The organism is Kribbella yunnanensis (assembly GCF_039529655.1).
GTDB classification, from domain to species: domain Bacteria; phylum Actinomycetota; class Actinomycetes; order Propionibacteriales; family Kribbellaceae; genus Kribbella; species Kribbella yunnanensis.
The window spans coordinates 1-18,392 of record NZ_BAAANF010000003.1 but is presented as its reverse complement, the minus strand read 5'-3'; the positions used below and the strand labels follow the sequence as shown (position 1 = coordinate 18,392).

19 protein-coding genes, 1 pseudogene and 1 riboswitch are annotated in these 18,392 nt (G+C 68.0%); of the genes and pseudogenes, 12 read left to right on the top strand and 8 right to left on the bottom strand.

From position 1 onward, the window contains the following. Positions 1 to 13 precede the first annotated feature (13 nt). From ABD231_RS04975 to ABD231_RS04965, 3 genes are all read right to left on the bottom strand, one after another. A complete protein-coding gene (locus tag ABD231_RS04975) occupies positions 14 to 709 on the bottom strand; it encodes a GAF and ANTAR domain-containing protein (RefSeq protein ID WP_344145644.1) in 696 nt (231 codons plus the stop codon). Between the two features lie 40 nt (positions 710 to 749). Continuing rightward, the gene (locus tag ABD231_RS04970) at positions 750 to 1,814 is read right to left on the bottom strand and encodes a fatty acid desaturase family protein (protein ID WP_344145642.1); all 1,065 of its coding nucleotides are present in this window, start codon (positions 1,812 to 1,814) and stop codon (positions 750 to 752) included. Positions 1,815 to 1,984: 170 nt separating this feature from the next. Next, complete coding sequence (locus ABD231_RS04965; protein WP_344145640.1) at positions 1,985 to 2,917, bottom strand: amidohydrolase family protein; 933 nt, start codon at positions 2,915 to 2,917, stop codon at positions 1,985 to 1,987. 87 nt (positions 2,918 to 3,004) lie between these two features. Between ABD231_RS04965 and ABD231_RS04960 the strand changes: the two genes are divergently transcribed. Further along, positions 3,005 to 3,655 carry a TetR/AcrR family transcriptional regulator gene (locus ABD231_RS04960; RefSeq protein ID WP_344145638.1) on the top strand — a complete coding sequence of 217 codons (651 nt, stop codon included), beginning with the start codon at positions 3,005 to 3,007 and terminating at the stop codon, positions 3,653 to 3,655. Here ABD231_RS04960 and ABD231_RS04955 read toward each other — a convergent pair. The 3 genes from ABD231_RS04955 to ABD231_RS04945 all read right to left on the bottom strand — a co-directional run bounded on the left by ABD231_RS04955 (position 3,652) and on the right by ABD231_RS04945 (position 6,053). Further along, a complete protein-coding gene (locus tag ABD231_RS04955) occupies positions 3,652 to 4,149 on the bottom strand; it encodes a flavin reductase family protein (protein ID WP_344145636.1) in 498 nt (165 codons plus the stop codon). The genes ABD231_RS04960 and ABD231_RS04955 overlap by 4 nt on opposite strands. A 1-nt stretch (position 4,150) precedes the next feature. Then, positions 4,151 to 4,867 carry an AfsR/SARP family transcriptional regulator gene (locus tag ABD231_RS04950; protein ID WP_344145634.1) on the bottom strand — a complete coding sequence of 239 codons (717 nt, stop codon included), beginning with the start codon at positions 4,865 to 4,867 and terminating at the stop codon, positions 4,151 to 4,153. Between the two features lie 163 nt (positions 4,868 to 5,030). Continuing rightward, complete coding sequence (locus ABD231_RS04945; protein WP_344145632.1) at positions 5,031 to 6,053, bottom strand: LLM class flavin-dependent oxidoreductase; 1,023 nt, start codon at positions 6,051 to 6,053, stop codon at positions 5,031 to 5,033. A 218-nt stretch (positions 6,054 to 6,271) separates the two neighbouring features. On the opposite strand from ABD231_RS04945, the gene ABD231_RS04940 reads away from it, so the two are divergent. The 7 genes from ABD231_RS04940 to ABD231_RS04910 all read left to right on the top strand — a co-directional run bounded on the left by ABD231_RS04940 (position 6,272) and on the right by ABD231_RS04910 (position 11,326). Next, positions 6,272 to 6,388, top strand: a complete 117-nt coding sequence (locus ABD231_RS04940) for a lasso RiPP family leader peptide-containing protein (protein ID WP_344145630.1) — start codon at positions 6,272 to 6,274, stop codon at positions 6,386 to 6,388. A gap of 152 nt (positions 6,389 to 6,540) precedes the next feature. After that, entirely contained in the window at positions 6,541 to 8,364 is a 1,824-nt protein-coding gene (locus ABD231_RS04935; protein ID WP_344145628.1) for an asparagine synthase-related protein, read from the top strand. Further along, positions 8,361 to 8,618: a lasso peptide biosynthesis PqqD family chaperone gene (locus tag ABD231_RS04930; RefSeq protein WP_344145626.1), complete on the top strand. Its 258-nt coding sequence runs from the start codon at positions 8,361 to 8,363 to the stop codon at positions 8,616 to 8,618. The genes ABD231_RS04935 and ABD231_RS04930 overlap by 4 nt, the downstream gene beginning before the upstream one ends. Continuing rightward, positions 8,615 to 9,043 carry a lasso peptide biosynthesis B2 protein gene (locus ABD231_RS04925; RefSeq protein ID WP_344145624.1) on the top strand — a complete coding sequence of 143 codons (429 nt, stop codon included), beginning with the start codon at positions 8,615 to 8,617 and terminating at the stop codon, positions 9,041 to 9,043. Before ABD231_RS04930 ends, ABD231_RS04925 begins: the two co-directional genes overlap by 4 nt. Next, positions 9,036 to 9,575, top strand: coding sequence for a MauE/DoxX family redox-associated membrane protein (locus tag ABD231_RS04920; RefSeq protein ID WP_344145622.1), 540 nt, complete (start codon positions 9,036 to 9,038; stop codon positions 9,573 to 9,575). Before ABD231_RS04925 ends, ABD231_RS04920 begins: the two co-directional genes overlap by 8 nt. A 6-nt stretch (positions 9,576 to 9,581) precedes the next feature. After that, positions 9,582 to 10,502, top strand: coding sequence for an ATP-binding cassette domain-containing protein (locus ABD231_RS04915; protein WP_344145620.1), 921 nt, complete (start codon positions 9,582 to 9,584; stop codon positions 10,500 to 10,502). Beyond that, complete coding sequence (locus ABD231_RS04910) at positions 10,499 to 11,326, top strand: ABC transporter permease (protein WP_344145619.1); 828 nt, start codon at positions 10,499 to 10,501, stop codon at positions 11,324 to 11,326. The genes ABD231_RS04915 and ABD231_RS04910 overlap by 4 nt, the downstream gene beginning before the upstream one ends. Positions 11,327 to 11,338: 12 nt before the next feature. Here the strand turns inward: ABD231_RS04910 and metE are convergent, their stop codons facing one another. Next, positions 11,339 to 13,600: a 5-methyltetrahydropteroyltriglutamate--homocysteine S-methyltransferase gene (metE, locus tag ABD231_RS04905; RefSeq protein ID WP_344146747.1), complete on the bottom strand. Its 2,262-nt coding sequence runs from the start codon at positions 13,598 to 13,600 to the stop codon at positions 11,339 to 11,341. 115 nt (positions 13,601 to 13,715) lie between these two features. Further along, positions 13,716 to 13,928, bottom strand: a riboswitch (cobalamin riboswitch). Between the two features lie 76 nt (positions 13,929 to 14,004). Between metE and ABD231_RS04900 the strand changes: the two genes are divergently transcribed. Next, positions 14,005 to 15,063 (top strand): enoyl-CoA hydratase/isomerase family protein, encoded by a 1,059-nt coding sequence (locus ABD231_RS04900; RefSeq protein WP_344145617.1) that lies wholly within the window; start codon positions 14,005 to 14,007, stop codon positions 15,061 to 15,063. Here the strand turns inward: ABD231_RS04900 and ABD231_RS04895 are convergent. Then, entirely contained in the window at positions 15,060 to 15,968 is a 909-nt protein-coding gene (locus ABD231_RS04895) for a LysR family transcriptional regulator (protein WP_344145615.1), read from the bottom strand. The genes ABD231_RS04900 and ABD231_RS04895 overlap by 4 nt on opposite strands. Before the next feature lie 70 nt (positions 15,969 to 16,038). Here ABD231_RS04895 and ABD231_RS04890 point away from each other — a divergent pair, with 70 nt between their 5' ends. The 3 genes and pseudogenes from ABD231_RS04890 to ABD231_RS04880 form a co-directional block, all read left to right on the top strand. After that, the gene (locus ABD231_RS04890) at positions 16,039 to 16,968 is read left to right on the top strand and encodes an SDR family NAD(P)-dependent oxidoreductase (RefSeq protein WP_344145613.1); all 930 of its coding nucleotides are present in this window, start codon (positions 16,039 to 16,041) and stop codon (positions 16,966 to 16,968) included. Further along, complete coding sequence (locus tag ABD231_RS04885) at positions 16,965 to 17,789, top strand: SDR family NAD(P)-dependent oxidoreductase (RefSeq protein WP_344145611.1); 825 nt, start codon at positions 16,965 to 16,967, stop codon at positions 17,787 to 17,789. Before ABD231_RS04890 ends, ABD231_RS04885 begins: the two co-directional genes overlap by 4 nt. A gap of 136 nt (positions 17,790 to 17,925) precedes the next feature. Beyond that, a pseudogene (locus ABD231_RS04880) lies at positions 17,926 to 18,392 on the top strand (hypothetical protein); the annotation flags it as partial.

Below are 18,392 nucleotides of genomic sequence, written 5' to 3'. Positions count from 1 at the left end.
ACAACGATGGAAGTCAAGACCTAGGAGTCGGCCCGGCGCCCCTCAGCTTGCGAGTGTCGATCAATTCCTGCGCGACGTCCCGCAGCTTGACGTTGTGCTCCTGGGAGTACCGCTTGAGGGTCTCGAAGGCCTGGGTCTCGTCGAGGTCGAAGCGCTCCATCAGGATGCCCATCGCCTGCCCCACGAGCTTCCGGGCGTCGACGGCCGCGGTCATCGTCTCGTCGTTGCGGGCCGTGGCGACCGCGACCGAGGCGTGCCGGGCCAGGATGTGGGCGATCGCCTCGTCGTCGGCGCTGAAGGCGTCCGGCTCGGTCTTGTACAGCGAGAGCACGCCGATCAGTTGGGCGTTCGCCCACATCGGCGCGTGCAGCACCGAACCGATCGGGTACTTCGTCATCTTGGCGGACCAGTCCGGCCAGCGCGTCTCGGCCGCCACCTCGGGGACCTGTACGGCGACGCCCTCGGTCAACGCGGTCAGCATCGGGCCTTCGCCGAGGTCGAACTGCATCTGGTAGATCTCGGCGACCAGCGGATCGGTCACCGCCGCGATCTCCCGGACACCCCGCAGGACGAGCGCGACACCGGCGTACGAGCAGGCCTCCGCCTGCAGCGCGAACTGCACGACCGCCTCGACGGTCTCTTCCATGCCGCCGGCATCGTGCAGCTCGACAGCTAGGCGGGCGAACGCATCGGCGTCCATCTGATCCATGGGCACATCATGCCTCGCCGCCCGCTGCTTCGACACGAATTCAGGACGTGGCGGGGGAGCGCAGTTGCCGACCGACCTCGTGCATGTGGCGCAAGCCCTGGGCGTAGGACTCGATGATGTTGGTCGACAGGTACGGAACGCCGACGCGCTCGCAGTAAGCACGGACGGCGGCCTGGGCGCGGCGCAGGTTGGCGCGCGGCATGTTCGGGAAGAGGTGATGCTCGATCTGGTAGTTCAGGCCACCCATCAGCCAGTCGGTGACCAGGTTGCCGTTGACGTTGCGCGACGTCCGGACCTGCTTCTCCAGGTGACCCCACTTGGAATCGCAGTCGGGCATCTCCATGCCCTTGTGGTTCGGCGCGAAGACGCTGCCGAGGTGCAGCCCGAACAACACGTGGTGCAGCACCGCGAAGACGAGCGCCTTCTGCGGCGACATGATCAGCAGCAGACCACCGAAGTACACGGTCAGGTGCGCGACGATCAGGCCGAGCTCCAGGACGGACTCGCGGCGCGGCCGGTGCGTGAGCAGGTAGGTGATCCCGGAGACCTTCAGGCTGAAGCCCTCGAGGCTGAGCAGCGGGAAGAAGATCCGCGCCTGGTTGCGGCTCAGCCAGCCGTACAGGCCCTGGCGGCCCTCGGCCTGCGCGAGCGTCCAGACCAGTACGCCGGCCGCGACGTCGGGGTCCTTGTCGGTGTGGTTCGGGTTCGCGTGGTGCTTGTTGTGCTTGTCGTTCCACCAGCCGTAGCTCATACCGAGCAGGAAGTTCGCGTGCAGCTGACCGATCGCGTCGTGCAGCCGGCGCGAGCTGCCGATCTGCTGGTGACCGGCGTCGTGGCCGAAGAACGCAGCCCGGGTGCTGAAGATGCCGGCCGGGATGGTCAGCAGCAGCACGAGCCAGGAGTTGCCGAGCAGGATCAGCCCGGCGACCACCGCGCCCAGACAGAGCAGGTTGATCACGATGCCGACGACGTACTCACCGGTTCGGCGCTCGAGCAGACCGGCTGCCTTGATCTCCCGGAGCAGCGGTGCGAAGTCGCTGCCCTTGGGAGGCGGTGTGCAGGTCTGAATTTGGGTAGGCGTGAGCGTCGTGCCGGCGGATGGCATGGGTTCCTCGAATCATGGTGGCTGCGCAGCCAAGGTGGGCAGGAAATCTGCTCAGTCCGCGCAGACACATCCGCCGCGATCTTCTGCTGCGGCCGGTCACGACAACGAGAACCTTGAAGAGGTCGTTCTGGTGCCCACCCTACGGCACCCCCGAAACCGCCACGCCGGACTCAGAGACCGAGTATTTCCGCGGCGTTGTGGTCTAGCACGTTGTTGCCGTCGGCTCCGAGTGCCTCGGGGACATAAGCAATCGCTCGAAGGAACAGATCGCCTGCCTCGTAAGGGAAATCGGTTCCCAGGACGAGACGATCGGAACCGAAGCTCTCCGCCGCGGCGCGCACGGCTGGACGGTGGCTGTGGCCGACTGTGTCGTACCAGAGCCGGCGTGCGGCGATGCTCGGTTTCTCCGGTGCTCCACCGGCCTCCCACTCGTACTGGTCGTCGAGGCGTTGCAGCAGCATCGGGAGCGCGCCACCGAGATGCGACGTGATGATCTTCACGTTCGGATAGCGGCTCGGGATGCCGGCCAGCAACAGATTGGTGATCGCGATCGTGTCCTCGACCGGCGCGCCGACCATCCACAACATGTGGTGATCTTTGATCAGCGGCGACTGCGCTGCCGCACCTGTCGGGTGGATGTAGAGCACCGCACTGCGTCGATCCAGCTCCTCCCACAACGGCGTCAGTGATGCATCGGCCAGCGGAGTGCCCAGTACGTCGGTTGTCACCGAGGCGCCGACCATTCCGAGCTCGTCGAGTGCGCGACCGAGTTCTTTGAAGGTCGCGTCGAGGTGCGGAAGGGGGAGTGCCGCGAACGCCGCGAATCGATCGGGATACCGGCGTACGAAGTCGGCGTACTGGTCGTTGGCGAACCGGGCCACCTCGACCGCCTGGTTCTCGTCGGCGAAGTGCGGTGAGCGCGGCGGGACCGACAGCACCTGCCGGTCGACACCTGCCGAGTCGAGCAGCGCGAACCGGGCCGCGAGCTCGTCGGGACTGCCGCCCGCGCCGAGGCCGCGGTGGGCCGAGGTGTCCTGTCCGTAGTGCTCGACCAGGTCCAGGTATTCGTCGGTCCACAGGTGGGCATGAACATCGATCCGCATCACCATCAGCTCCTTGAGTCAGTGATTTCAAACTACACCGTTCAGTAAGATCTTACAACACGGTTTAGTTTGATGTAGGGTGAGCGCATGGATACGGACGAGTTCGGCATACCGCTCCTGACCGCTGTCACAGGCGCCTCGGAGCGCAAGCGGGTGGCGATCACGCAGGCAGCCATCAAGGAGTTCGTCCAGCACGGGTACTCCGGTGCTTCGGTGGAGTCGATCGCCGCCACGTCAGGCGTGTCGAAGCCGACCGTCTACAGCCACTTCGGCAACAAGGAGCAGCTCTTCCTCGCGGTGATCGGCAGCTACCTGCGGGACAGCTACACCGGTTTCGACGAGCTGGCCGACCAGATCATCGAGGCCGACGACCTCCGTACGGCGTTGATCGAGTTCGCCGGTGCGCTGGGCGAGATCCTGCTGCGGGACGACCTGATCACCTTGCGCCGGCTGGTGATCGGTGAGGTCGACCGGTTCCCGCAGCTCGGTGAGTTGTGGGCGCAGATCAGTCAGGCGAAGAACGACGAGCCGCTGATGCGCGCGCTGATGACATTGCGCGAGCAGGGCAGGCTCGACGTACCGAATCCGTTGCGAGCCGTCCGTCAGCTGATCGCCCTGACGGTCGGCTCCGCGCAGCTGATTCACACGCTGCGCCCGAGCTACGAGTTTGCCCCGGGGGAACTGGAAGACCTCGTCACCTCGGGCGTCGACGTCTTCCTCGCCGCCTACGCGCGCTAGAGGTACTGACCTGCGTAGAAGATCAGCGGGTCGTCGTCGGCGGCCTCGGGAGTCACGGCGGCTTCGAGGACCGCGCCGAACAGGACGAGGTGATCGCCGCGGATCAGGGTCTCGTCGACCCTGCAGTCGACGTGCCCGAGGCTGCCTTCGATGACCGGTGCACCCGTGCGGCCCGGGCGGGTGGGCAGTCCGGCGAACCGGTCCTGCCCAGGGCGCGCGAACGTCTCACTCAACCGGCGCTGGTCGCGGCGCAGGAAGTTGACCACGAAGGACTCGGCGCGCGTGATGGCCTGCCCGCTGCGGGAACAGGCGTCCAGGCAGACCAGGACGATGGCGGGTTCGAGCGAGACGCTGGTGAAGGAGTTCGCGGTCAGCCCCACCGGGCCGCTGTCGCCGGCCGCCGTCACGATCGTGACGCCGGTGGCGAAGCGGCCGAGCACCAACCGCAGCGGATGATGTTTCCGCGCAGGTTTCGGCACCGTCGGCTGAGACACGTCAGGCCACCTGTACGGCCGTGTTCCGCAGGATGCGCGCGTGCAGTGTCCGGAGCTCCTCGCACGGGTCGACTCCGACCTCCTGACGAAGCCGCCGGTCGATCTCGCAGTACGCCTCAAGAGCTTCGGTCTGCCGGTCCGATCGGTACAGGCACGTCATCAGCTGCAGCCAGAACCGTTCGCGGAACGTGTACCGGCCGACCAGGCCGCGGAGCTCGGAGACCAGTTCGCGGTGACGTCCGAGAGAGATCTCCAGCTCGCAACGGCGCTCGCGTGCCAGCAGCAGCTCCTCTTCGAGCCCCGGAATGATGTCGGCCTCGAGTGCCGGGCCGCGGACATCGGCGAGAATCCGGCCGTGCACCAAGTCGAGCGCCTGGCGGAGGCGCTCGGACTCCTCGACTGCACACCTGGCCGGTAGACGCTGGGCCAGCTGACGGAAACGGATCAGGTCGACCTGCGACGGATCGACGGCGAACTCGTAGCCGCCGGACTCACTGCGGACGACCTGGCCGAGCCCTGGCCGGCCGCGATCGAGTGCGTGCCGAACGCGCGTGATGCGGGTCTGCAGGGCGGACTTCGGCCGCTGTGGCAGGTCGTCGCCCCAGAGCCGGTCGATCACTTCTTCGGTGGAGACGAGCTCGCCGACGCGGACGAGCAAGATCGCCAGCAGGACTCCGTTCTTCCCGGCCGGGACCTTCAGCTTCTGCTGACCCACCATGAGCTGTAGCGGACCGAGGACCCGACAGTCCAAGTCCTTGGCTATCTCCGCACGTGACACCAATTCACTCTCCCCAGAGTCAGGCGGCCGCAGCCGCCAGAGTGTTGAACTCAGCAAAATGGCTACGGCTTGCCAGGTGACCTCCTGGCAGAGCTGCGACAGGTCACGCCCGGACCGGCACGGCGGAGACCGCCTGGTTGAGCAGCCGGTACGACTCGGTCCTGGCGATGACGTCTTGAATCAGAGTGAGCGCCAGAATCTCCCGGCACCCAGTGGCCGCGACCAACTCGGTGACCTGGTCGCGAACCGTGGCGAGATCTCCGATCAGGTGGCTCCGCAGATGCTGGGTGACGGCCAGCTTCTCGCGTGGATCGAACCGGTACGACGCGGCTTCGGCCGGCGGCAGATTCGGGCCGTTGCGGCGGCCGCGGAGCAGCTCTGCGACCACCACGCGCGTCGGCCCGGCGAGATGCTCGGCCTCGGCCGCTGTGTCGGCGACGATCGCGGATGCGGACAGCGCCGCCCACGGTTCCGTCGACCAGGCCGTCGGGCGGAACGACTCCCGATAGGCGGCGATCGATTCCACCACTCCGACCGGCCGCACGTGGTACGCGTAGGCGAACGGTACGCCGAGCCGTCCCGCGAGTTCGCCGCTTCCGGGGCTCGCACCCAGCACCCAGAGAGTCGGCCGGGATCCCGATGCCGGCACCGCCTGAATCGTCGTACCGGTGATGTCACCCATCACCTCGCCGCCCGCGCCGCGCAGCAGCAGGTCGGACAGTTCCTCGACGAGTGGCTCGAACTCTGCACCCGGCCGGCGATGCAGAGCAGCCGCTGTCGTCGGGTCGGTGCCGGGTGCCCGGCCGACGCCGAGATCGATGCGACCTGGGTGCAGCGACTCCAGAGTGCCGAACTGTTCGGCGACGACGAGTGGGGCATGGTTCGGGAGCATCACACCGCCGGAGCCGACCCGGATCCGCGAGGTCCGGGCGGCGATCGCCGCGACCAGGACCGGTGGTGCGCAGCTCGCGATGAAGGGCGCGTTGTGGTGCTCGGCCACCCAGTAGCGATTCAGACCGAGCGAGTCGGCCTCGATCGCCAGCCGCACCGAATCGTGCAGTGCGTCGGCGGGCCGCTGGCCCTGCCAGATGGGGGCCGTATCCAGCACTGACAACTGCACCGACATCGGTTTTCTCCTCACCCTCGATGACCCGCGATCACCACCCCACTACAACACGCGAACGGGCCGGACAAAAGCGCGGCGCGGGTCGGTGAAAGCGATGTGAAAGTGCATCGAGGGATTTCCGAACGAGGTTTGCAGCAACCGCTGGCTAAGTTGGTTTTCGAAGTCGCCGATTGGCAATTCTGTCAATTGGTCTAATCGCGAATCGCGTACTGGAGGCAATGATGCTTGCTTACGAGCCGCCCATGCTGACCGAGGTCGGGAGCTTCGCCGAGGTGACCCTGGGACGTCCGAGCTGGGGCTTCGAAGCCGACTGGACCTGCGTCATGCTGTGCTGATTCCGAGCAGCTCCGCAGGTCGCGGAACCTAGGCACAGTGGGGTGCCGGTGCGGATTTCTCCCGGGCCGGCACCCCGTCCGTCAATTTGTCACCGGGATTGCGGGATCTTTGTTTCGCGATTACCCCGGTTAGACCTCTTCCGGGGGCTGCGATGACTTTCCTGATCTTTCCCGACCATGCGACCGCGTCGCAGCTGGCCGACTCTTTCGACTGGCCGTCCGGCGCCCAGGTTCTGTCCCATCCGGTCAGCGGGCGCCCCTGGCTGGCCGGGCAGCTTCCTGCCAAGGCACTCACCGTCCACCGAGGCCGCGATCGATGCCTGGTCACCGTCGGCGTCACCGAGGCGCCTGCCGACGCCCAGGCCGAGCTGGACCGGCTGTCCGCACCGGCCGCGGCCGATGCCCTCGCGCGCCGCTTCCCAGGTGACCGGCACGTCCTACTCTCGATGGCCGGCCTGGTCCGTGCGCACGGCACACTCTCGTCGACCCGGCAGCTGTTCTTCGTCCGGTACGACGGCATCGACATCGCGGCGGATGACCCCGAACTGCTGATCCAGCTGACCGGTGCGACGCTCGACGACGATGCGATTCCGGCCCGGTTACTCGCGCCGTGGACACCATGGCCGTTCACCGACCACGTGATGTGGCGCGGGATCGACGCCGTACCGATGGGCGAGCGCCTGGACTGGGACCGCGCGGGCCGCGCTCGCCGTACCCGCTGGTGGTCGGCGCCGGAGCCCGAACTCCCACTTGAGCAGGCCGCCGCGGCAACCCGCGTAGCACTTGATGAGGCGATCCGGGTGCGCGCCGCCCACACCGACCTGAGCGCAGACCTATCTGGTGGACTCGACTCCACCTCACTGAGCTTCCTTGCCGGTCAGCATCAGCGCGGGATGACGCTGACGAGTTGGGAGGCGGCCAACCCGGCCGATGAGGATCAGCTCTGGGCCGCCCGGGCCGCCGACCAGTTGTCCGGCGCGCATCAGGTGCTGCGGGATGCGCCGGCCTGGTTCTCAGATCTCGACGGTCATGGGGAACTGGAAGGGCCGTTCGCCTGGATCCGCACGCGCGGCAAGCTGCGGTACCAGGCCGAGCTCCTCGCATCCCGCGGATCGAAGCTGCATCTGACCGGTCATGGGGGCGACGAGCTCTACACCGCGACGCAGCTTTTCCTGCCTGCGTTGATGGAGCGACCATTGCGCGCGCTGCCGTACGTCAAGGCGTATCGCGCCGTGCACCGCTGGCCGTGGCGCGAGACGCTCACCGAGCTGAACCGGTCCGAGACGTTCGCCAGCGGACTACGTCGTACGGCGTCTCTCATCGATACGCCGATCGAGCAGTACCTGCGCAAACCCGAGTTCGGCTGGGGCATCGGCTATCGGATGCCGATCTGGGCCACCGTCGACGGAGTCGAGGCGGCTCGCCGCCAACTGCACCGAACCGCCGACGAAGATCCGCAGCCGATGTCGCCGCATCGTTGGGTACACGCGCTTCTGCAGGACGTGCGGTTGTGTGGCGACACGATCCGGCGCGTGTCGCGGTGGACCGAGCGCAGCGGGGTGGCGTGGCACGCGCCGATGATCGACGACGCCGTCGTCGAGGCCGCCTGCTCGGTCAGCCCCTGGGATGTCGCGATGCCGGACCGCTACAAACCACTGCTGACCGAGGCGATGCGCGGCGCAGTCCCCGACGAATTCCGCCTGCGCAGAACCAAGTCGGAGTACAGCGCCGATGTGTACGCCGGAGTTCGCCGGATGCGACCGCAGTTGCTGGAACTGTGCGACGACCTGGAGTTGGCCCGACGCGGTCTGGTCGACGCGGATCGATTGCGCGACCTGGTGATCCGGCCGCCGCAGTCGTCGTTCGCGTTCATGCCGTTGATCAGCACGCTCGCCGTCGAATCCTGGCTGCGAACCGTCGACGGCCGCTCGGCCCGGAACAACGAACAACTGACCCGCCAAGGAGGTCTGGGATGACGTACACGCTGGCGCCCGGGATGAGTTGGACCGACACCGACGAAGGGATGGTGTTGCTGAACGAGAAGTCCGGCAGCTACCTGACCCTCAATCGCACCGGAGCGACGGTGCTGCACGGGATTCTCGACGGCAAGAGCCCGGATGAGCTGATCACGACGCTGCAGGCGTCGTACCCGGATGCGTCCGAGCGGATCGCCGCCGACGTCGGTCAGCTGATGACGTCGTTCCAACAAGCGGGGGTGCTGCGGCCATGACGATGCCGGTGACGTTGGAGCACGGCATCCCCGTCGGCCGCTGGGACCGGTTGCTCGGCCGGATCTGTGTCGCGGCGGCGTTCGGACTCATCAGACTGCGGCCGGCCACCCTGCGCCGCGTGATGTCGACTGTCCGGATCGGCGCGCGTCCGGCGACCGAGACCGATGCGTACGCCGCTCGGTCGGCCGTCGTCGCGGTGAGCGTGACATGTGCGGGTCAAGGCTGCCTGCCGCGATCGGTGGCGACCGCCTTGCGCTGCCGGCTGTCCGGGACCTGGCCGCACTGGTGCACCGGCGCGCTGACCGAACCGTTCCGCGCGCACGCGTGGGTCGAGGCCGACGGACAGCCGGTCGGTGAACTCGCCGACGTCAAGCACTTCCGCAAGCTGATCGAGGTACCACCCCGGGGAGGTCGCCATGACTGAGTTCATTGCCGTAGCAGCTCGCGCCTTCCTGGCCTTGGTCTTCGTGACCGCTTTCGTCGGGAAAACCCTGACCAAGAACGGGTTTCGCGGCTTTGCCCAGTCGGTGCAAGGGCTGGCTCGGCTGGAGTCCGCCCGGTCTGCAGCCATCCTCGCCGGGATCGTCGTCGGCGGTGAAGGACTGGCCGCCGCGCTGCTGGTCTCGCCGATCGCACCCCAGCTCGGCTTCGTGATCGGCGGGCTGATGCTGCTGCTGTTCACCGGTGTGGTGATCCGCTCCGTCCGGGCCGGCATCTTCGCCGAGTGCCGCTGCTTCGGTGGCCGGGGCGCGATCATGAGTACGGCGATGGTCGGCCGCAACCTGGTCTTCCTCGCGATCGCGGTCGTCGGCGCCGTCGTACCGGTCGCTCCGGTCCTGGGCAATCTGCCACTGGCACTGCCCGCGCTCGCCTCCGGGCTGCTGCTCGCGTTACTCGTCATCCGCTACTACGACGACTTCGTCCGGCTGCTGTTGCGTCGGCACGCGACGGCGTGAGCGGCCGTGATCGAGGTCGAGCAACTGAGCAAGCGGTACGGCGACACTCTCGCGCTCTCGTCGGTCGATCTGTCGGTCGGGGCAGGTCAGGTGCTCGGGCTCATCGGTCACAACGGCGCCGGTAAGACGACGCTGGTCGAGATCCTCGCGACACTGGTGCGGCCGTCGGCCGGTACGGCGCGGGTCGCGGGCGCGGATGTCATCCGATCGCCGGGCCGCGTCCGGCGCTCGATCGGGCTGACCGGGCAGTTCGCCACCGTCGACGACACGCTGTCCGGGTTGGGGAACCTGATCCTGCTCGCCCGGCTCAGCGGGACCGGGCGGCGAGCGGCGCGAGTGCGGGCCGATGAACTGCTCGAACAGTTCGGCCTCACGCACGCCGCGGATCGGCGGGTCCGGACATACTCCGGTGGTATGCGACGGCGGCTGGACCTCGCCGCGAGTCTCGTCACCGCCCCCGCCGTACTGTTCCTCGACGAGCCGACGACCGGACTCGATCCGACCAGTCGGCGCGCTGTCTGGGACCAGGTCGCCCAACTCGCGGGGCTCGGGACGACGATCCTGTTGACCACCCAATACCTGGACGAGGCGGACCAGCTGTCCGACCGGATCGTCGTACTGGCTGGTGGACGCGTTGTCGCCGGTGGGACGCCGGCGGACCTGAAACAGCAGGTCGGCCGGCGAGCCATCGTGGTCCAGTTGCCGCCCGATGCCCCGGCCGCCGCGGTCGTCGAGCACCTCGCCGGGCGCGGGCTGGATGTTGCTCAGCGCAACGAATCCGGCCAGTTGACCGTGGTGGACGCATCATCGGCGACGATCGTGCAGGTCGTTCGCGCGCTCGATGATCTCGGGATCGAGGCCGAACGTCTCGAAGTCGCCGAACCGAGTCTCGACGACGTCTTCGCGACATTGGGGGAGGCCCGATGACCGTCATCACCGCACCTCGCGCCCAGCCGGCCTTGCGGACTCGGACACAGTCGGCAAGCGTCGCGACCCAGATCATCGCGCTGTCGGCCCGGTCTTTGCGTGGCGTGGTCTTCGAACCGCGCACGTTGATCGTGACGCTGCTCGGCCCGATCCTGCTGGTCAGCGTGCTCAGTCAGCTGCTCGGCAGCCTGTCCACGACCCTCAGCTTCCCAAGCGGCACCCGGTACGTCGACTTCGTCGTACCGGCGATCATGATCACCACCGCACTGCAGTCGGCGCTCGGCCTGATCATCAGTCTGCTTCAGGACATGCGCAACGGGCTGATCAACCGGCTGCGGACGATGGCGATCTGGCCGGGTTCGGTACTCGTCGCGCACAGCCTGGCCGGCCTGGTCCGGATGGTCCTGCAGCTGACCGTGCTGAGCATCTTCGCCGCGGTGGTGCTCGGCTTCGACCCGCCGGGCGGCATCCTCGGTACGGCGGCCGCCGTCGTCGTGTCGACCGCGGTCAGTACCGGCCTCGGCTGGATCTTCATCGCCCTCGCCTGCCAGCTCCGCCATACCGAGCTGGTGCAGGCCATCTCCGGCACTGTCACCTTCCCGCTCATCGTCGCCTCGAACGCCTTCGTCCCCGAGGCAGGTCTGCCCACTTGGCTGCGGCACGTCGCTGCCTTCAACCCCGTGTCGCACAGCATCACCGCCGCGCGCGAACTGGTCCTCGGGCACGCGCCCGTCGGCCAACTGCTCGCCGCCCTCGCCGGTGCCGCTGTCATCACGGTTGTCGGCGCCACCGTGGCGATCCGGGGCCTCAGCCGGCCTGGCTGAGGCCCCTTTGAACTACTCGGCGCGAATCTCGCGAGCGGCGGCGACCAGATTCTGCAGGGAGTCGCGAACCTCAGGCCAGCCGCGGGTCTTCAAACCGCAGTCCGGGTTGACCCAGAGTCGTGCCGCTGGAATCGCGTCCAGTCCCTTGTGCAGCAGGGACACGACTTCCGGCGTACCGGGGACTCTGGGGGAGTGGATGTCGTAGACGCCCGGACCGACCCCGCGCGGGTAGCCGGCTTCGCCGAGCTCCTGCGCGACCTGCATATGCGAGCGGGCTGCTTCCAGGCTCGCGACGTCGGCATCCATCTCGTCCAGCGCGTTGAGAATGTCGCCGAACTCGACGTAACACATGTGCGTGTGGATCTGCGTGTCCGCGCGCACCCCGCTCGTGGTCAGCCGGAAGACCTCGGTACCCCAGCTCAGGTAGGCGGCGCGATCCGCCTGCCGCAGCGGCAGCGTTTCGCGGAGTGCAGGCTCGTCGACCTGGATCACCGCAGCTCCGGCCCGCTCGAGATCGACCACCTCGTCGCGCAGCGCCAGCGCGACCTGGCGAGCGGTCTCGCTGCGCGGCTGGTCGTCGCGGACGAACGACCAGGCCAGCATCGTGACCGGTCCGGTGAGCATGCCCTTGACCGGACGGTCGGTCTGCAGTTGCGCGTAGGCCCACCAGCGGACGGTCATCGGCGTCGGCCGGGAGATGTCGCCGACGAGCACCGGCGGCCGGACATAGCGGGTGCCGTACGACTGGACCCAGCCGTGTTGAGTGGCGACGTACCCATCGAGCTGTTCGGCGAAGTACTGCACCATGTCGTTGCGCTCGGGTTCGCCGTGGACCAGGACGTCGAGCCCGGCCTTCTCCTGGAACGCGAGGACCTCGCGGATCTCGGCTCCGATTACCTCGTCGTACTGCGCCTCGTCGATGCGGCCCGCGCGCAGATCTGCCCGGGCGGTTCGCAGCTCGGTCGTCTGCGGGAACGAGCCAACCGTTGTCGTCGGCAACAACGGCAGCTCGAGCCGCTTCTGCTGGGCTGCACTGCGTTCCTCGTACGACGCCGCCCGGCGACTGTCGTCAGCCGTCACACCGGCGACGCGGGCGCGCACGGCCGGGTTGTTCGTCACCGCCGAGTTCGCCCGGGACTCGAGTGCTGCTCGGTTGATCTCGAGCTCGGCCGCGATCGACTCGGTGCCTCCGGTGATGCCGCGGGCCAGCGTGACGATCTCGGCGGTCTTCTGTCGAGCGAACGCGAGCCAGCGGCTGACCTCCGGATCGAGGTCCGTGTCGGCCGCGACATCCAGCGGGACATGCAGCAGTGAGCAGGATGAGCTGACCTCGACCTGGTCGGCCAATCCGAGCAGAACGGCCAGTGTGGACAGCGATTTGGGTAGGTCGTTCAGCCAGACGTTGCGGCCGTTGACGACACCCGCGACGAGTCGCTTCGACCGGATCTCGGGGACGGCGGCCAGGTCGTCGAGGTTGGCCGCGGCCGGTCCGGTGAAGTCGATGGCCAGGCCCTCGACCGGCGACTTGGCCAGCACCGGCAACGCGTCGCCGAGCCGGTCGAAGTACGACGCGACCAGGAGCTTCGGGCGATCCACGAGACCGCCCAGTTCGCCGTACGCGCTCGTGGTTGCAGTCAGCTCGTCCGCGGTCCGGTCCTGGACCAGCGCGGGTTCGTCCAGCTGGACCCATTCGGCGCCGGCCGCGCGCAGATCGCCCAGGATCTCGGCGTACACGGGAAGGATTCGCGGCAGCAACGACAGCGGTTCGAAGTCGATGCCGGGCGCGGGTTTGGCGAGGAGGAGATAGGTGATCGGTCCGATGAGGACCGGGCGGGCCTTGAGCCCGAGTGCGAGGGCCTCGCGCAGTTCGGCGACCTGTTTGGTGGAGTCGGCGGCGAATGTCGTGTCCGGGCCGAGCTCCGGGACCAGGTAGTGGTAGTTCGTGTCGAACCACTTGGTCATCTCCAGCGGCGCGACCTCCTGGGTACCGCGCGCCATCGCGAAGTAGCCGTCCAGCGCGTCGGCGTTCACTGCGGCACGATGCCGCGCGGGGATCGCGCCGAGCAAGACGGACGTGTCGAGGACATGGTCGTAGTACGAGAAGTCGCCGGTCGGAACCTCGTCGATCCCGGCGTCCGCGAGCTGCTGCCAGTTCGATCGGCGCAGTTCGGCCGCGGTCTGCCGGAGGGCGTCGGCGGTGACCGTGCCCTTCCAGTAGCCCTCGATGGCCTTCTTCAGTTCCCGGTTCGGGCCTTGCCGGGGGTAGCCGTGCACGGTGGTCAAGCGTCTCTCCTTAGCGAGCCTGTCTTGAGGACCACAGGGCTTGGAGAAAGGCGGCACACGTACGCCGGCCCTCCCACGAGGCCTTGCGATCACCGCCGTACGACGGGCGCACAGCGGGCGGCTGGCAGGTCTTCGGACTCGCGGGCACGTCCGGCGGACCGGACACCTACTGACCGTCGCTTCCCAGACCGAGAGGTCCAGTGCGTATGACGGTGGTCGTTCCCACTTACCGCTGCGGGGCAGTCCCGGATTCACACCGGGTTCCCTCTTGCGACGTCCTGACCGGCTGCCAGGACGAACCAGCTACCCGATCAGCCTACGCACTCGCGGGAGGTTCCGGCCCTGTGATCCACACCCTAGGAAAGTAGTAGGACGTCCAGCTATTTTGGCGCACCGTGAGCAATGTCGAAGAATCCCCGGTCCTCGCGCATGTGGACGGTCACGCCGGTCATCTGGTGCTGAACCGGCCGCGCGCGATCAACGCGCTCACACACGAGATGGTGACGATCATCCGCCGGGTGCTCGACGAGTGGGCCGCTGACCCCGCCGTACAGACTGTCGTACTGACAGGCAGCGGTGACCGCGGTCTGTGTGCGGGCGGCGACATCGTCTCGATCTACCACGACGGGATCGCCGGCGGTACGGCGTCGGCGGCGTTCTGGGCGGATGAGTACCGGCTCAATGCGGAGATCGCGGAGTACCCGAAACCGTTCGTCGCGGTGATGGACGGCATCGTGCTCGGCGGCGGGATCGGGCTGTCGGCGCACGCGAGTATCCGGGTCGTCACCGAGCGGTCGAAGCTCGGCATGCCGGAGACCGGGATCGGCTTCTTCCCCGATGTCGGCGGTACCTACTTGCTATCGCGGGCGCCGGGCGAGCTGGGCACCCACCTGGCCCTGACGGCCGGGTTGGTCGGCGCGGGTGATGCGATCGCGGTCGGTCTTGCCGATTGGTACGTGCCGAGCGATCGGTTGCCGGATCTCCTTGCTGCACTGGCTTCTCAGGACGCGGCGACCGCGGTGGCCTCGTTTGCCGATCCGGTTCCGGAGTCCGGGTTGATCGGTGACCGCGAGTGGATCGACGAGGCCTACGAGGGCGAGGACCTGGTGAAGATCTACAGCCGGCTGGCGGATGCCGACGTACCGGCTGCGCGAGAGGCTGCCGCGGTGCTGCTGACGAAGTCGCCGACCTCTTTGAAGGTCACACTGCGCGCGCTGCGGGCCGCGGCCGATCTGCCGTCGTTGCCGGCTGCGCTGGAGCAGGAGTACCGGTTGTCGGTGTGGCTCCACGGCTCGCACGACTTCCTTGAAGGCGTGCGCGCACAGGTGATCGACAAGGATCGCAACCCGCGGTGGTCACCGGCCACCTTCGACGGTGTCAGCGACGAATCCATCACCGCCCACTTCGCCACTCTCGGCGACGCCGATCTCGGGCTCACCGACGCGTCGAGCTAGCCGTCCGCGCTCGCGGCCGCGCGGATGGCGGCGGCCAGGCGAGCAACGGGCTCAGGTACCGGGCGGGGGAGCCGTGCCAGCAGGATGCGGCGTTGCTCCTCGGGGCCGCCTTGTACGGCGATGATCCGGACGCCCGGTGGGAGGGCGAAGGTCAGGGCGGCGGGTGCGGTGGTGATCCCGCAGCCGGCGGCGACCAGATGGAGTTTGGCCAGCCAGTCGCGCGCGGTATGGACGACCTGGGGGCGCTCGTCGAGACCCGGCCAGACACCCATGTACTGCTCGCCGCCCGGACCGGCGATCCAGCGCTGACCACGGAGGTCCTCGATGTCGACGACGTCGGCGTGGGCGAGCGGATGCGTACTGGGGACCGCGATCCGGAGGCTGCGTTCGGAGAGGGTGTGTAGCTCCAGCGCGGGCGACTCGGCATCGGGCGCGCGGAACGGCGGTGCGGAGGCCAGGAGGGCGAGGTCGATGGTGCCTGCGCGTAGTGCGCGGACCAGGGCCGGCGTACTGCCTTCACGGCTGATGACCGTGATGCCGGGGTGCGTCTCGCGGAGTGCCGCGAGTGCGCGGGGTACCAGGAAGACGCCCGCCGTCGCGAACCAGCCGAGCCGGACCGTGCCGAGCTCTTCCGGGATCCCGGCCAGCTCACGTGCGGCCGCATCGACCTGATCGATCGCGGCGGCAGCCCGTCGTACGACGATCCGCCCGGCCGGCGTCAGCCGTACCCCGTCGTGGCGGCGCTCCAGCAGTGCCGTGCCTGCCGCGCGTTCCAGGGACGCGATCTGGCGGGAGACGGCCGACTGGGTGTAGCCGAGCGCGGTCGCCGCGGCGGTGAGCGTACCGCGCTCGGCCACCTCGCGGAACACCCGCAGCGCGGTCAGGGAGGCGTCGGTGAAGGTCATGACGTTTACGCATACCACACTTGCCAGACTTTCGCTGGTGTCATGGGCTGCAGGTGCCTAGCTTGAAGGTATGGAACTCATCAAGACACCGTTCGGCTTCAGCAGTACGGCGGCAGAAGTTGCCGCTGGCATCGACCTCTCCGGCCGCCGCGCCGTGGTGACCGGCGCAGCCTCCGGCCTGGGCATCGAGACCGCCCGCGCACTCGCGGGCACCGGCGCCGAGGTCACCCTCGCGGTCCGCGACCTCGAGGCAGGCGAGCGAGTCGCCAAGGACATTCGCGTGACCACCGGCAACACGGCATTGCACGTCCTACCGCTTGATCTCACCGACCCGGCCTCGGTGGCGGAGTTCGCCGCCGCCTGGGATGGGCCGCTGCACATTCTGGTGAACAACGCCGGGGTGATGGCGTCGCCCGAGACTTATACGCCCGAGGGGTGGGAGTTGCAGTTCGCCACAAATCACCTCGGTCATTTCGCCTTGGCGACCGGTCTGCACGATGCGCTGGCCGCTGACGGCTCGGCTCGGATCGTCAGCGTCAGTTCGAGCGGTCACCAGCTCTCGCCGGTGATCTTCGACGACGTGAACTTCGCGTTCCGCGCGTACGACCCCTGGCTGGCCTACGGACAGTCCAAGACCGCGAACGTGTTGTTCGCCGTCGAGGCCACCCGTCGCTGGGCCGCCGACGGCATCACCGCGAACGCACTGATGCCGGGCGCCATCTTCACCAACCTGCAGCGGCACACCGACGGCCGCGGGAGCGGCAGCACGCCATCCGAGCTGATGAAGACACCGGAGCAGGGCGCGGCAACCTCGGTTCTGCTGGCCACCTCACCCCAGCTCGAGGGAATCGGCGGACGCTATTTCGTCGACTGCAACGAGACCCCGACCATCGACCGTCGCGGTGAGGTTCCGCGACTACATGGTGTGGCTCGCTACGCCCTGGACCCGGCGAACGCCGTACGGCTGTGGGACCTGTCCGAAAGGTTGCTGGCAGCATGACCATCGCACTCGTCACCGGCGCTACCCAGGGACTCGGCTTGGCCTTGGTCGAAGGGCTGGCGGCCCGTCTCGGACCTGAGGACACCGTCTATCTGACCGGCCGCGACATCGACCGTGTGACCGCGGCCGTCGCCACCATCCCGGCCGGCGGAGCGCGGGTGCGCGCCGAGCTGCTCGACGTGGGCAGCCCGGGCGCCATCGAGAAGCTGGCGCATGAGTTGAAGGAACGGCATGGCGGCGTCGACATCGTGTTCGGGAACGCCGTCATGCGGGTCGGCCCCGACGATGACCCGCGCGCGATCGTCGACACCTACACCGAGGTGAACAACTTCGGCACCACTCGGCTCCTGCGTTCCTTCGCCCCGCTCCTTCGCGACAATGGCCGGCTGCTGGTCGTGGCCAGCTCGTTCGGCACCTTGCACTACCTGGCGCCCGCGCTGCATCACCACTTCGCCGACCTTCCGGACCTCGACGACGTGGATCGGGAGGTAGCCGCCTGGCGCGACCTGGTCAAGGACGGTACCGCCCGGGCAACCGCCTGGCCGGGGTTCGTGAACATCCCCTCGAAGATCGGCCAGGTTGCCGCGGTCCGCACGTTGGCCGCCCAGCGCCGTACCGAAGACGTTGCCCGCGGCATCCTCTTGGCGGCGGTCTGCCCCGGCATGATGAACACGCCCACCTCGGCGTTGTGGTGGGACGTCAGTACGGCGCCAACCCCGGCCGAGGCCGCCGTACCGCTGCTGGACCTCGCTCTGGAGCCGGCCGATCCGGATCACTACGGCCAGCTGATCCGGTACGGCAAGGTCCTGCCGTGGGTTTGATGGTCAGCCGCGCGCCGTGAGGCCCGGTTTACCCGGATTCGCGGCTGATGCAGGTGTGATGTTTTCCCTTGTGGACAAGGGATTCTGACTCTGCGGCGATTTGCATGTATCGCTGTGACTACCTAAACTAGAACGCATGTTCGATGATGATCTGACGCTGCTTTCGACGGCTGACCTGCTGGAGTCGTCCGCCGAGCACCGCGCCATCGCAAACCGGGCCGATGCCCGGGTCCTCGAACATGCCCAGCTCTACGCCGACCGTTTCCACCCCGACGCCTGCACCCCACGCCCCGGCCGCCGCTCCTGCGACGGCCGCGAACGCGCAGTGGTCCTCGGCGGTGAGGGCTGCCCGGAGATCTTGGAGTTCGCGATCGCCGAATACGCAGCCGTGCACGGCGTCTCGCACCGGATCGGCGCCAAGATCATCGGCGACGCCCTCGCGCTGCGGCACCGGTTCCCGTTCACCTGGGCGCGGGTCCTGTCCGGCGACGCAACTCCGTGGAAGGCCTGCCGCCTCGTCCGCGACTGCGTGGACCTGTCCGAGGAAGCCGCCCGCTACGTCGACCAGCGGGTCGCCGCCCTGATCGACACGATCACCCCGTA